Raw genomic sequence first — 12939 nt, 5'->3', positions numbered from 1 at the left:
CACGATGAAAATACGCGCGCAAATCGGCATGGTCCTAAACCTGGACAAGTGCATCGGCTGCCACACCTGCTCGGTCACCTGCAAGAACGTCTGGACCAGCCGGCCCGGCGTGGAGTACGCCTGGTTCAACAACGTCGAGACCAAGCCCGGCATCGGCTACCCCAAGGAATGGGAGAACCAGGGCAAGTGGCAGGGAGGCTGGGTGCGCAAGCCCGACGGCTCAATCGAGCCGCGCCAGGGCGGCAAGTGGAGCCTGCTCATGCGCATCTTCGCCAACCCCAACCTGCCGCAGATCGACGACTACTACGAGCCCTTCACCTTCGACTACGAACACCTGCAATCCGCACCCACGACCAAGGCGCCGCCGACGGCGCGCCCGCGCAGCCTGATCACCGGCAAGCGCATGGAGAAGATCGAGTGGGGCCCGAACTGGGAAGAAATCCTCGGCGGCGAGTTCGCCAAGCGCAGCAAGGACGCCAACCTCGACGGCTTCGAAGCGGTGCAGAAGGAGATGGTCGGCCAGTTCGAGAACACCTTCATGATGTACCTGCCCAGGCTGTGCGAGCACTGCCTGAACCCGGCGTGCGTGGCCTCCTGCCCCTCGGGCTCAATCTACAAGCGCGAGGAAGACGGCATCGTGCTGATCGACCAGGACAAGTGCCGCGGCTGGCGCATGTGCGTCTCGGGCTGCCCCTACAAGAAGATCTACTACAACTGGCAAAGCGGCAAGGCCGAGAAGTGCATCTTCTGCTACCCGCGCATCGAGGCCGGCCAGCCCACCGTCTGCTCGGAGACCTGCGTCGGGCGCATCCGCTACCTCGGCGTGGTGCTCTACGACGCCGACCGCATCCAGGAAGCGGCCAGCGTGCCGGACGAGAAGGATCTCTACGAGGCCCAGCTCGGCATCTTCCTCGACCCGCACGATCCGCAGGTGATCGCGCAGGCCCGGCGCGACGGCATCCCCGAGGCCTGGCTCGAAGGCGCCAGGAACAGCCCGGTCTACAAGATGGCGATGGAGTGGAAGGTGGCGCTGCCGCTGCACCCCGAGTACCGCACACTGCCGATGGTTTGGTATGTGCCGCCGCTGTCGCCGATCACGGCGGCCGCCAATGCCGGCCACGTCGGTGCCAAGGGCGCGATCCCCGACGTCACGCAGATGCGCATCCCGGTGCAGTATCTGGCCAACCTGCTGACCGCGGGCGCCACCGAGCCGGTGATCCGCGCGCTCGAGCGCATGCTGGCCATGCGCACCTACCAGCGCGGCAAGCACGTCGACAACGTCGCAGACCCGGCCGTGCTGGCGCAGGTCGGCCTGAGCGCCGCGCAGGTGGAAGAGATGTACCAGGTGATGGCCATCGCCAATTACGAGGACCGCTTCGTCATCCCCTCGACGCACCGCGAGTACGCCGAGAACACTTTCGACATGAAGGGCGGCTGCGGCTTCTCGTTCGGCAACGGCTGCTCCGACGGCAGCTCCGAGGCCAGCCTGTTCGGCGCCGCCAAGCGCCGCACGATTCCCATCCATGCCAAGGTTTGACGCCGGAGCGCCACGATGAATACCCCACGCCACACCCTTCGCGCACTGGCCCTGCTGCTCGGCTATCCCGATGCGCAGGCGCGCGCCCTGATGCCCCAGCTGGCCGATGCGATGGACGCCGAGGCGGCGCTGTCACCGGCGCGCCGCCGGGAGCTGCACGCACTGGCCCGCGCCTTGGCCTCGATGGACCCGATCGACGCCGAGACGCAGTTCGTGGAACTGTTCGACCGCGGCCGCAGCACCTCGCTGCACCTCTTCGAGCATGTGCACGGCGACTCGCGCGAGCGCGGCCCGGCGATGATCGACCTGACCCAGACCTACGAGCAATGCGGGCTGCTGCTCGGCCCGCACGAAGTGCCCGACCACCTGTGCGTGGTGCTCGAGTTCGCCTCGACGCAGCCGCCGGAGGTGGCGCGCGCCTTCCTCGGCGAGATGGCCCACATCCTGGCGTCCATCTTCAGCGCGCTGCGCAAGCGCGAGAGCGCCTACGCCAGCGTGCTGGCGGCGGTCATCGAGCTGGCCGGCCACGAGGCCGAAGCGGTGGCGGTGGCCGACGACCGGCCGATCGACGAGAGCTGGGCCGAGCCCATCGTCTTCGAGGGCTGCAGCACGAAGGGCCAGGCGCGGCCCGGCGATGCGCAGCCCATCCACATCGTTCGCAAGGCGGCAACGCCCGCCGCCAGTGGAGCCCCCGTATGAATGCCCTCGACAATTTCCTCTTCGGCATCTACCCGTACATCTGCCTGAGCGTGTTCTTCATCGGCAGCCTGATCCGGTTCGATCGCGACCAGTACACCTGGAAGAGCGACTCCTCGCAGCTGCTGCGCGCCGGCCAGCTGCGCTGGGGCAGCAATCTGTTCCACGTGGGCGTGCTGTTCCTGTTCTTCGGCCACAGCGCCGGCATGCTGACGCCGCACTTCCTGTACGAGCCCTTCATCGCTGCCGGCAGCAAGCAGCTGATGGCCATGGTCTCGGGCGGCATCGCCGGCCTGCTGGGCTTCGCCGGCGTCACGATCCTGCTGCACCGCCGGCTCGGTGACGAGCGCATCCGCGTCAACTCCAAGGCCAGCGATATCGTGCTGCTGGTCCTGCTGTGGCTGCAGCTGGCGCTCGGCCTGGCGACCATCCCGCTGTCGGCCCAGCACCTGGACGGCGGCATGATGATGCGGCTGGCCGAATGGGCGCAGCGCATCGTCACCTTCCGCGGCGGCGCGGTGGAACTGCTGGACGGTGCGAGCTGGGTGTTCAAGGCGCACATGTTCCTCGGCATGTCGATCTTCCTGGTCTTTCCGTTCACGCGGCTGGTGCATGTGTGGAGCGGCTTCGCCACGGTGGTGTATGTGTTCCGCCCCTACCAGGTGGTGCGCAGCCGCCGCGCGCTGGCGTCCGGCAGGCAGGCCTCGGCCGGTGTGCGGGACACCGCGCCTCATGCGCCGCCGAAGGCGATGCCGGCCAGCGCCGTCGCCAAGACCACCGGGGTGGGCCGGTGAGCGCCGGCGGATGCGGCGGCGGGGCCTGCCAGTGCCACGAAGCCGCGGCGCCGGCGTCGGGCTCCGTGGCCGTCGAGACGGCAGCGGGCGTCGTTCCGGCCGAAGCCGCATGCGCGGCGATCAACGGAATTGTCCTGCACCGGCCCGGCGAACGCCCGGACGAATACAGCCTGCGCGAGCTGGCCTGGGCCGAACTGCTGCGCCAGGAGGCCGTCGCGCGCCGCCTGCTGCCGCCTTCCCAAGCGCGCATGGCGCCCCGCCTGGGCACGGCTGAACAGGCCGTGATCCAGCAGATGCTCGACGACGAGATCGAGGTGCCCGCGCCCAGCGAGGACGAATGCCGCCGCTACCACACGGCGCGAAGCGCGCACTTCGCCATCGGCCGCCGGGTGCATGCACGCCACATCCTGTTTGCCGTGACCGACGGCATCAACGTCGCGGCGCTGGCGGCGCGCGCCGAGCAGGCCCTGCTCGAACTGCGTCACAGGGATGCCGCGCCCAGCCGCTTCGCCGAACTCGCCCGGACCCTGTCGAACTGCCCGAGCGGCGCCGAGGGCGGCGACCTCGGCTGGATCGGCCCCGACGATTGTGCCGACGAACTCACGGCCGAGCTGTTCCACAACACCGAGCGGCTCGACGCGCTGGGCCTGCATCCGCGCCTGGTGCACAGCCGCTACGGCTTCCACATCGTCGACGTGCTCGCGCGCGATGCGGGCCGCCGGCAATCCTTCGAAGAAGTGAAACCGCGCATCGCGGTGCAGCTCGCCCAGCAGTCGCGCGCCAAGGCCCTGCACCAGTACATGCAGCTGCTGGCCGGACGCGCCGACGTGAGCGGCCTGGTGCTCGAAGGGGCGGATTCCCCGCTGGTGCAATGACCGCGCAGGAACCGGACGACCTGCTCTTGCGCCTGCGCAGGTTCCGGTCCGACTATTTCCCGCGGCACCAGCAGCGCTTCCAGGACCTGGTCGCCGAAGGCCAGCATCCGAAGACGCTCTTCATCGGCTGCTCGGACTCGCGGCTCATGCCCTACCTGCTGACCGGCACCGGCCCCGGCGAGCTTTTCATCATTCGCAACGTCGGCGCGTTCGTGCCGCCCTGCGACGGAATGCACGGGCTGCATGGCACGGTGGCCGCGATCGAATTCGCCCTGCTCGAGCTGAAGGTGGAGCGCATCGTCGTGTGCGGCCACAGCCACTGCGGCGCGATCCGCGCGGCCTACGAAGGCGTGGCCGACGAAGCGGTTGCGCTCCGGTCATGGTTGCGGCTGGCCGACGAGGCGCTGCTGCCGGTGCGTGCCAGCGCCGCCGCGCTTCGGCGCAGCGAGCAGCGCGCGGTGGTGCTGCAGCTCGAACGCCTGATGGCCTACCCGATGGTGCGCAGCCGCGTCGAGTGCAACGCGCTCACGCTGCATGGCTGGCACTACGTGATCGAGGAAGGCGAAGTCCATGTGTTCGATGCACAGGCGGGCGACTTCCTGCCGGCCTCGCTCGCCTCCAACGCCGGTACCGGCCCTTATCAACCTTATGTGGAACATGATGGATCGATCCTCTGACGAGACAGCAATCGCCCTGCAAGCGCTTTCGCGCGCTTCGGGCCTGCGCAACTGGCGCCTCAAGGGCGTGAAACTCCTGCCCGTCATCCAGGGCGGCATGGGGGTCGGCGTGTCGGCCGGCGGGCTCGCCGGCACGGTCGCCGGGCTGGGCGGCATGGGCACGATCTCGGCGGTCGACCTGCGCCGGCTGCATCCCGACCTGATGGCCCGCACGGCCCACCTGAATGCCGAGCCCGACGCCGGGCAGCGTATCGATGCCGCCAACCTGGAAGCGCTGGGCCGCGAGATCGCGCGCGCCCGCGAACGCTCCGGCGGGCGCGGCCTCCTGGCCGTGAACGTGATGAAGGCGCTGACCGCCTACGAGGCCTACCTGCGCCATGCCATGGCCTGCGGCATCGACGCCCTGGTGGTGGGCGCGGGCCTCCCGCTGGACCTGCCCGAACTCGCGCGCGACCATCCCGAGGTGGCGCTGATCCCCATCCTCTCGGATGCGCGCGGCGTGCAGCTGGTGGTGCGAAAGTGGGAGAAGAAGGGGCGCCTGCCCGACGCCATCGTGATCGAGCATCCGCGGCTGGCGGGCGGCCACCTGGGCGCCGCCAAGGTCGCCGACCTGCAGGACCCGCGCTTCGACTTCGACGTCGCCATTCCGCAGGTGCTCGAATTCTTCAAGACCGCCGGCATCGAGGGCCGCATTCCCCTCATCGCGGCCGGCGGCATCGGCAGCCTGGAAGACATCCGGCGCCTGCAGGGCATCGGCGCCGCGGCGGTGCAGCTCGGCACCGCGTTCGCGGTGACCACCGAATGCGATGCGCACCCGGCCTTCAAGCAGGTGCTGGCCGACGCCAAGCCCGCCGACATCGTCGAGTTCGTCAGCACGGCGGGCCTGCCGGCGCGCGCGGTGCGCACGCCGTGGCTCGATAAGTACCTGCGGCTGGAGCCGCGACTGCAGCACAAGGCGCACAAGAAGGACAGCTGCACCATGCGCTTCGACTGCCTGGCGCACTGCGGCCTGCGCGACGGCAACGCCAGCTGGGGCCAGTTCTGCATCGACAAGACACTGGGGCACGCCCTGGAAGGCCACCTCGACCGCGGCCTGTTCTTCCGCGGTGCGGGGGCGCTGCCGTTCGGCAGCGAGATCCGCCCCGTGCGCGACCTGCTGCGATGGCTGCTCGGCGGTATCCGCCCGGCCGTCTCCACCGGGGAGGCCGCGGCATGAAGCGCGAGGAAAACGCCACGATGGCGCCGCTGCCCGTGCAGCCCATCAGCCGCGACGTGCTGCGGGAGAAATACCTCAAGCCCGGCGAAGCCGACGCCGAGGACCTGTTCGCGCGCGTGGCCCGCGCGCTGGCTTCGGTCGAGGCCGAAGACCAGCGCGCCCAATGGGAGGCGCGCTTCCTGGCCAACCTGCGCGCCGGCGCGATCGGCGCCGGCCGCATCATGAGCGCCGCCGGCACCGACCTGGAGGCCACGCTGATCAACTGCTTCGTGCAGCCGGTGGGCGACTGCATCCAGGGCCGGGACGACGGCGGCTACGCGGGCATCTACGAGGCGCTGCGCGAAGCGGCCGAAACGATGCGCCGCGGCGGCGGCGTCGGCTACGACTTCTCGCGCATCCGGCCGCGCGGCGCGCAGGTGCGGACCACCGCCTCCACCGCATCGGGACCGTGCAGCTACATCGACGTGTTCGACCGCTCCTGCGCCACGGTGGAGAGCGCGGGCGCGCGCCGCGGCGCGCAGATGGGGGTGCTGCGCATCGACCACCCCGACGTGCTGGACTTCATCACGGCCAAGCGCACCCCCGGACGCTGGAACAACTTCAATGTGTCGGTGGCGGTGACCGACAAATTCATGCGCGCCCTGGCGGACGACGAGGAATGGCCCCTGGTGCACAGCGCCAGGCCGGGCGCCGAACTGATCGCGCGCGGCGCGGCCCAGGCCAGCGATGGCAGCTGGGTCTACCGCAGCCTGCCGGCGCGGGAGCTGTGGGACCTGGTGATGCGCTCCACCTACGACTTCGCCGAGCCCGGGATCCTGTTCACCGACACCATCAACAACGACAACAACCTGCGCTACTGCGAGCACATCGAGGCGACCAACCCCTGCGGCGAACAGCCGCTGCCGCCCTACGGATGCTGCGACCTCGGGCCGATCGTGCTGACGCGCTTCGTGGACCATCCCTTCGGCATCGGCGGTGCGGCGCACTTCGATTTCGGGCGCTTCGGCGAATCGGTGGCGCTCCAGGTGCGGGCGCTGGACAACGTGCTGGACCTCACCTTCTGGCCCCTGCCCCAGCAGCGCGCCGAAGCCATGGCCAAGCGCCGCATCGGTGTGGGCTTCACGGGCCTGGGCGACACGCTCGCCATGCTGTGCCTGCGCTACGACCAGCCCGAGGGACGGGCCATGGCCGTGCGCATCGCGCGCTGCCTGCGGGACGCCGCCTACGCCGCCTCAGTGGCGCTGGCGCGCGAGAAAGGCGCCTTCCCGCTGTTCGACGCGGAGCGCTACCTGGCACGCGGCACTTTCGCCAGTCGCCTGGACCAGGCGCTGCAGGAACAGATCCGCATGCACGGCATCCGCAACAGCCACCTGATCTCGATCGCGCCGACGGGCACTGTGAGCCTGGCGTTCGCCGACAACGCCTCCAACGGCATCGAGCCGGCGTTCTCCTGGACCTACCGGCGCAAGAAGCGCGAGGCCGACGGCAGCACCTCCGAGTACGACGTCGAGGACCACGCCTGGCGGCTGTACCGCTTCCTGGGCGGCGACACCGAACGGCTGCCGGCGTACTTCGTCTCGGCCCAGTCGATGCCCGCGGCCGGCCACCTGGCCATGATGGAAGCGGTGCAGCCCTTCGTCGACACCGCCATCTCGAAGACGGTGAACGTGCCCGCCGACTATCCCTACGAGGACTTCAAGGGCCTCTACCTGCAGGCCTGGACCGCGCGCCTGAAAGGCCTGGCGACCTACCGGCCCAACAGCATCCTGGGGTCCGTGCTGGAGGTGGCGCCGGCCGCGCAGCCGCAGCCCCGCCCCGCCGCCGACGGCGCCGCGGCCGACCCGATGCGCGCAATGATCGAGAGCCGCCCGAAAGGCGCGCTGGACGCCGTCGCCGAGAAGATCGAGTACTGGACCCAGCAGGGGCGGCAGACGCTCTACCTGGTGGTGTCGTTTCTGCCGCTGGCCGACGGCCGCGAGCGGGCCGTGGAATTCTTCATGCCGGTGGGCCAGAGCGGCGAATCCCAGCAATGGATCACCGCGAGCATGCGACTGCTGTCGCTGGCCGCGCGCGGCGGTTTTCTCGAACGCGCGCTCGCTGACATGCGCAAGGTCGCGTGGGACCGCGGGCCGGTGCGCCTGGGCCACCACCTGAAGGCCGACGGCACCCAGGTGCCCATGTGGCACGACTCCGAAGCGGGCGCCATCGCCTATGCGATCCAGCAGCTGATCGCGCACCGCAGCGGCCAGGCGCCCGCGGCACCGGTCGCGCTCGACGCCTCGGCGCCCCCCATGGCCGCCGCGGCAACGATGGCGGGTGCCAAGTGCCCCGAATGCGGCGCCCACGCGATGATCCGCAAGGACGGCTGCGACTACTGCACGCAGTGCGGGCACCTGGGAAGCTGCGGATGAACCCGGCCGCCGACGCCGCGGCCGAGCCGCCCGTGAGCGCGCGGCAGCTGGCCGCGCTCCTACAAGCGCGCCGCACGGTGCTGCCCAAGCGGCTCGGCGCGCCGGGGCCCGACCGTGCCGAGTTCGAACAGATCCTCGGCGCCGCGGCCTCGGCCCCGGACCACGGCGGCCTGGTGCCGTGGCGCTTCGTCGTCGTGCCGCCGCCGCAGCGCGGGCGGCTCGCCGACGTGTTCGTGCAGGCCCTGCTGCAGCGCGACGCCGCCGCCACGCCCGGCCAGCAGGACCAGGCGCGCGAGAAGGCCTTCCGTGCGCCGCTGCTGATGCTCGCAATCGCGCGGCTGGACCCCGGCAACGCGGAGATTCCGGCCGCCGAGCGCATCCTGGCGGCCGGCTGCGCCATCCAGAACATGCTGCTGGCCGCCACCGCGCTGAACTACGGCTCGGCGCTGACCACCGGCAAGGCGCTGCAGTCGGACGAACTGCGCGCCCTGTTCGCGCTGGACCGGCACGACGAGCCGCTGTGCTTCATCAGCGTGGGCTCGGCGACGGCCCGCAAGGCCGGCCCCGAACGGCCCACGCTCGGCCGCTACGTCAGCGAACTGGGCAGCGCACCTTCCCTCGCGCTGTACGGCTGATGCCTTTGCTGCGCGGTGCGTTCAACGGGCTGCTGATCGGCGCGAACACGCTGCTCGCGTTCGCGCTGATGGTGCCGCCGGCGCTGCTCAAGCTGCTCGTGCCGGTCGAGGGCGTGCGCACCGGCTGCGACCGCTTGCTGAACCGGCTGGCCGGCGGCTGGGTCGTCGTCAACAACGCATGGATCGCACGGGCGTGCCCGGTGCCATGGCAGATCCGGGGCATCGAGGGCCTGAACCCGCGCGGCTGGTACCTGGTGTCGAGCAACCACCAGAGCTGGGTCGACATCCTGGTGCTGCAGCGCAGCTTCCACGGGCGCATTCCGTTCCTCAAGTTCTTTCTCAAGCGCGAACTCATCTGGGTGCCCTTCATCGGACTGGCATGGTGGGCGCTGGACTTTCCGTTCATGAGGCGCGGCCGCGGGTCGGGCCGCGGAGATTTCGCCACCACGCGACGTTCCTGCGAGAAGTTCAAGCGCGTGCCGACGGCCGTCATCAATTTCGTCGAGGGCACGCGCTTCACCGCGGCCAAGCATGCCGCGCAGAGCAGCAGCTACCGCCATCTGCTCGAACCCCGCTCGGGCGGCCTCGGCGTGGCGCTGGCCGCCATGGGCGAGCAGTTCGAGGCGATGCTCGACGTGACCATCGTCTATCCCGAGGGGACGCCCAGCTTCTGGACGCTGCTGTGCGGCCGCATGGGGGCCGTCACCGTCGATGTCCGCCGACGCGCCATTCCACCGCATCTGCTGGGCGGGGATCCGTCGGGCGACAAGGCGCGCCGCCAGCACATCCGCAAGTGGATCGAGGCCCAGTGGAAGGACAAGGACCGCCTGATCCAGGGACTGCTGGCCTCACACCGCGGCGCTCGAAGGTAGCTTGGGCACCTCAGCCGAACTGCAGCGGCCGGCCTTCGGTGTCGAGCGCGAGATAGCCGCCGAAGGCCCCGCTTCGAACGTTCTCGACCATGGCCTGCAGCGCGCTGTCGATGCGTTCCGGCGACGGCGGCCGGCCGTTCGCGCCCGGCAGGCCGGCCGCAAACATCACCCGCCAGGGCAGGCTGGCGCGGCGGGATTCGGCCACCAGCGCGGCAAAGGTGGTGAGCTCCGGCAGGCTCTTCTCCACGCATGCCACGGGCGTCAACGCACCGCCCTGCCCCGCCTCGAAGCGCGTCCGCTGCGCCGCATCCGCATCGCCGGGCAGTTCGGCCTCGGCGAACACGAACAGCAGGCGCTGGGGTTCGGGCTGCGCCGCCGCGGCCAGCAACAGCTGATCGAAAAGAGATGAGGAAGAGGCAGAAGAAGGAGAAGGCATGCCGCGAGCGTCGCCGCTGCCTTCGCTCTCGTTGTTGATGCAGATCAAGGGATGCCGCATGCGCCTTCCTAGCATAGGTGCATTCGAAATACACCTTTCAAATCCACCTGCTCCCACCTAGAAAACCCATGAAATCTGCAGCGCCCTCCTCCTCTTCCGTCATCGATGCCCGCCGGCTCGAGCCGCGCTTTCGTCATGCGCACATCTTCTCCACCTTTGCGGCCCTGGACGTCGGCAGCGCCATCGAACTGGTGAACGACCACGACCCCCAGCCGCTGTATGCGCAGTTCCAGTCGCAATGGCCTGACCGGTTCGCGTGGAACTACCTCGAGCAGGGTCCTTCGACCTGGCGCGTCGCCATCACCAAGGTGCCGGCCTTCGATGCGCATGCGCGCGGCGGCTGCTGCGGCGGCTGCGGCGGCGCCTGAGCGGCGCCCCCCTCGACGAATCAAGGAACCGTCATGACAAACAACAACCGGCTGTGGCGCTGGCTCGCCTTCATCTTCGTGCTGTCGTTCGGTGCGCTCGGCTACCTGGGCGTGCAGATCTACCTGACCGCGCCGCCGATCCCGAACGCGGTCGTCAGCGCCGGCGGCGAGCCGATCTTCACCGGCGAGCAGATCCGGCGCGGCCAGCAGGTCTGGCTCTCGGCCGGCGGCCAGCAGCTGGGCTCCGTGTGGGGCCACGGCAGCTACGTCGCGCCCGACTGGTCGGCCGACTGGCTGCACCGCGAGGCCGTGGCGCTGCGCAACCGCCATGCCCAGGCGTACCGCAAGGACTTCGATTCGCTGGGCCCGTCGGACCGCGGTGCGCTCGCGGCCACCGTGCTCGACGAAATGCGGCGCAACAGCTACGACAGCACCAGCGGCACGATCACGGTTTCCGCCGACCGCGCGCAGGCGATCCGGGAGGTGGCGGCTCACTATGACGCCCTGTTCGGCAGCGACAGCGCGCTCGCCACGCTGCGCGGCCAGTACGCGATGACGACGGGCACGCTGCCCGAGCGCGCCGACCGCCAGGCCCTCACCGCCTTCTTCTTCTGGACTTCATGGGCCGCCGCCACCGACCGGCCCGGGGAAACGGGCCTGAGCTACACCAGCAACTGGCCGCACGAGCCGCTGGTGGGCAACACCATGACCAGTTCGGCCGCTGTCTGGTCGATGACCAGCATCTGCCTGTTGCTGGCGGCCATCGCGGCCATGCTGTGGCTGCACGGCAGCCGCAAGCACGAGCCCGAAGCGCAGCCGCCCAAGGCGGACCCGCTCCTCGGCGCCGTGGCGACGCCCTCCATGAAGGCCACGCGCAAATACTTCTTCGCGGTGATCGGGCTGATGCTGCTGCAGATTGCGATGGGCGTCATCACGGCCCACTACGCGGTCGAAGGGCAGTCGTTCTTCGGGCTGCCGCTGGCGGAGCTGCTCCCCTACGTGGTGAGCCGCACGGTGCACACGCAGATCGGCATCTTCTGGATCGCCACCGCATGGCTGGCCACGGGCCTGTACATCGCGCCGCTGCTGTCGGGGCGCGAACCCAGGCTGCAGAAGCTCGGGGTGGACGTGCTGTTCTGGGCGCTGATCGCCATCGTGGTCGGCTCTACGCTGACCGGCTGGCTCGGCACGCTGCAGCATCGCGGCATCGACTTCAGCTTCTGGCTGGGCAACCAGGGCCTCGAATACACCAGCATGGGCCGCTTCTGGCAGGTTCTGCTGTTCGTCGGCCTGCTGTTCTGGGTCTTCCTGCTGGGCCGCGCGCTGTGGCCCGCCCTGGTCAAGCCGTCGGCATCGCGCGGTCTGATCGCGATGGTGTTCCTGTCGGCCACTTGCATCGGCGGCTTCTATTCGACCTCGCTGGCCTGGGGACAGCACACCCACTACTCGATGATCGAGTACTGGCGCTGGTGGCTGGTGCACCTGTGGGTGGAAGGCTTTTTCGAAGTGTTCGCCACCGCCGTCGTCGCGCTGATCTTCACGCGCCTGGGGCTGGTGCGCACCGAGAGCGCCAACCGCGCCATCATCGCCGAGACCATCGTCTTCCTGTTCGGGGGCATTCTCGGCACGCTGCACCACCTCTACTTCACCGGCACGCCCACATCAGTGATCGCCGTGGGCGCCGTGTTCTCCGCGCTCGAGGTGGTGCCGCTCACGTTGATCGGACTGGAGGCCCTGCAGACTTACCGCCGCTCGCAGGCCCTGCCCTGGCTCGCGGCCTACAAGTGGATTGTCATGTGTTTCGTGGCCGTCGGCTTCTGGAACACGATCGGCGCCGGCGTGCTCGGCTTCGCGATCAATCCGCCCGCCTCGCTCTACTACGTGCAGGGGCTCAACATGACGGCCGCGCATGGCCACGCCGCCCTCTTTGGCGTCTACGGCATGCTGGGCATCGGGCTGATGCTGTTCTGCCTGCGCGGCCTGTACGAGCGCCAGCTGCACGCCGACCGGCTGCTCCGGCCCGCGTTCTGGAGCCTCAACATCGGCCTGGCGATGATGGTGTTCCTGTCGCTGCTGCCCGCCGGCATCTACCAGGCCTGGGCCAGCGTCACACGAGGATTGTGGTACGCGCGCTCGGCCGAGATCGTGCATTCCCGCGTGATGGAGATGCTGGTGTGGATGCGGGTGCCGGGCGACATCGTCTTCGCCGTGGGCGCGGTGCTGCTCGCGGCCTATGCGCTGCGCCTGCTGCGCCGCCCGGCGGCACAGGCCGCGCCACAGGCACCGGTACGTGGCCAGGGCCGCAAGGGGCTGGCGGTGCAGGCCGGCCACGCGGCCGAGCAGTGACACGGCGATCGCAGCC

Annotated in this window: 12 protein-coding genes; 11 read left to right on the top strand and 1 reads right to left on the bottom strand. The window is 69.7% G+C overall.

What is annotated here, in order from left to right:
* Nucleotides 1-4 precede the first annotated feature (4 nt).
* The 9 genes from narH to ASD05_RS10355 are packed head-to-tail and all read left to right on the top strand — an operon-like array spanning nt 5 to nt 9713.
* Nucleotides 5-1537, top strand: a complete 1533-nt coding sequence (gene narH, locus ASD05_RS10395) for a nitrate reductase subunit beta (protein ID WP_056591404.1) — start codon at nt 5-7, stop codon at nt 1535-1537.
* 15 nt (nt 1538-1552) lie between these two features.
* A complete protein-coding gene (gene narJ, locus ASD05_RS10390; RefSeq protein ID WP_056591401.1) occupies nt 1553-2236 on the top strand; it encodes a nitrate reductase molybdenum cofactor assembly chaperone in 684 nt (227 codons plus the stop codon).
* Nucleotides 2233-3027 carry a respiratory nitrate reductase subunit gamma gene (gene narI, locus ASD05_RS10385; protein ID WP_056591399.1) on the top strand — a complete coding sequence of 265 codons (795 nt, stop codon included), beginning with the start codon at nt 2233-2235 and terminating at the stop codon, nt 3025-3027. The genes narJ and narI overlap by 4 nt, the downstream gene beginning before the upstream one ends.
* Nucleotides 3024-3902: a peptidylprolyl isomerase gene (locus ASD05_RS10380; protein ID WP_056591396.1), complete on the top strand. Its 879-nt coding sequence runs from the start codon at nt 3024-3026 to the stop codon at nt 3900-3902. The genes narI and ASD05_RS10380 overlap by 4 nt, the downstream gene beginning before the upstream one ends.
* Nucleotides 3899-4579 carry a carbonic anhydrase gene (locus ASD05_RS10375; RefSeq protein ID WP_056591393.1) on the top strand — a complete coding sequence of 227 codons (681 nt, stop codon included), beginning with the start codon at nt 3899-3901 and terminating at the stop codon, nt 4577-4579. Before ASD05_RS10380 ends, ASD05_RS10375 begins: the two co-directional genes overlap by 4 nt.
* Nucleotides 4563-5795 carry an NAD(P)H-dependent flavin oxidoreductase gene (locus tag ASD05_RS10370; RefSeq protein ID WP_056591391.1) on the top strand — a complete coding sequence of 411 codons (1233 nt, stop codon included), beginning with the start codon at nt 4563-4565 and terminating at the stop codon, nt 5793-5795. The genes ASD05_RS10375 and ASD05_RS10370 overlap by 17 nt, the downstream gene beginning before the upstream one ends.
* A complete protein-coding gene (locus ASD05_RS10365; protein WP_056591388.1) occupies nt 5792-8206 on the top strand; it encodes an adenosylcobalamin-dependent ribonucleoside-diphosphate reductase in 2415 nt (804 codons plus the stop codon). Before ASD05_RS10370 ends, ASD05_RS10365 begins: the two co-directional genes overlap by 4 nt.
* Complete coding sequence (locus tag ASD05_RS10360) at nt 8203-8841, top strand: nitroreductase (RefSeq protein ID WP_056591385.1); 639 nt, start codon at nt 8203-8205, stop codon at nt 8839-8841. Before ASD05_RS10365 ends, ASD05_RS10360 begins: the two co-directional genes overlap by 4 nt.
* Nucleotides 8841-9713, top strand: a complete 873-nt coding sequence (locus ASD05_RS10355) for an acyltransferase (RefSeq protein WP_056591383.1) — start codon at nt 8841-8843, stop codon at nt 9711-9713. Before ASD05_RS10360 ends, ASD05_RS10355 begins: the two co-directional genes overlap by 1 nt.
* Nucleotides 9714-9723: 10 nt before the next feature.
* Here the strand turns inward: ASD05_RS10355 and ASD05_RS10350 are convergent, their stop codons facing one another.
* A complete protein-coding gene (locus ASD05_RS10350; RefSeq protein ID WP_235507932.1) occupies nt 9724-10209 on the bottom strand; it encodes a ribonucleotide reductase subunit alpha in 486 nt (161 codons plus the stop codon).
* A 68-nt stretch (nt 10210-10277) separates the two neighbouring features.
* Here ASD05_RS10350 and ASD05_RS10345 point away from each other — a divergent pair, with 68 nt between their 5' ends.
* Together ASD05_RS10345 and ASD05_RS10340 are read left to right on the top strand one after the other, a co-directional pair.
* Nucleotides 10278-10577, top strand: coding sequence for a DUF2249 domain-containing protein (locus tag ASD05_RS10345; protein WP_056591378.1), 300 nt, complete (start codon nt 10278-10280; stop codon nt 10575-10577).
* A 33-nt stretch (nt 10578-10610) separates the two neighbouring features.
* Nucleotides 10611-12923 carry a nitric-oxide reductase large subunit gene (locus tag ASD05_RS10340; protein ID WP_056591375.1) on the top strand — a complete coding sequence of 771 codons (2313 nt, stop codon included), beginning with the start codon at nt 10611-10613 and terminating at the stop codon, nt 12921-12923.
* Nucleotides 12924-12939: the final 16 nt, after the last annotated feature.

The sequence above is a fragment of the Variovorax sp. Root434 genome (assembly GCF_001426595.1).
In the GTDB taxonomy this organism is placed as follows: domain Bacteria; phylum Pseudomonadota; class Gammaproteobacteria; order Burkholderiales; family Burkholderiaceae_C; genus Variovorax.
This window is presented reverse-complemented; position numbering and strand designations above follow the sequence as displayed.

What these genes read in the sequence shown, in the direction of transcription:
- ASD05_RS10350 (WP_235507932.1), bottom strand. Translation starts at nt 10,209, where the DNA reads ATGCGGCATCCCTTGATCTGCATCAACAACGAGAGCGAAGGCAGCGGC.
- ASD05_RS10360 (WP_056591385.1), top strand. Translation starts at nt 8,203, where the DNA reads ATGAACCCGGCCGCCGACGCCGCGGCCGAGCCGCCCGTGAGCGCGCGG.
- ASD05_RS10355 (WP_056591383.1), top strand. Translation starts at nt 8,841, where the DNA reads ATGCCTTTGCTGCGCGGTGCGTTCAACGGGCTGCTGATCGGCGCGAAC.
- ASD05_RS10370 (WP_056591391.1), top strand. Translation starts at nt 4,563, where the DNA reads ATGGATCGATCCTCTGACGAGACAGCAATCGCCCTGCAAGCGCTTTCG.
- narH (WP_056591404.1), top strand. Translation starts at nt 5, where the DNA reads ATGAAAATACGCGCGCAAATCGGCATGGTCCTAAACCTGGACAAGTGC.
- ASD05_RS10375 (WP_056591393.1), top strand. Translation starts at nt 3,899, where the DNA reads ATGACCGCGCAGGAACCGGACGACCTGCTCTTGCGCCTGCGCAGGTTC.
- narI (WP_056591399.1), top strand. Translation starts at nt 2,233, where the DNA reads ATGAATGCCCTCGACAATTTCCTCTTCGGCATCTACCCGTACATCTGC.
- ASD05_RS10365 (WP_056591388.1), top strand. Translation starts at nt 5,792, where the DNA reads ATGAAGCGCGAGGAAAACGCCACGATGGCGCCGCTGCCCGTGCAGCCC.
- ASD05_RS10345 (WP_056591378.1), top strand. Translation starts at nt 10,278, where the DNA reads ATGAAATCTGCAGCGCCCTCCTCCTCTTCCGTCATCGATGCCCGCCGG.
- ASD05_RS10340 (WP_056591375.1), top strand. Translation starts at nt 10,611, where the DNA reads ATGACAAACAACAACCGGCTGTGGCGCTGGCTCGCCTTCATCTTCGTG.
- narJ (WP_056591401.1), top strand. Translation starts at nt 1,553, where the DNA reads ATGAATACCCCACGCCACACCCTTCGCGCACTGGCCCTGCTGCTCGGC.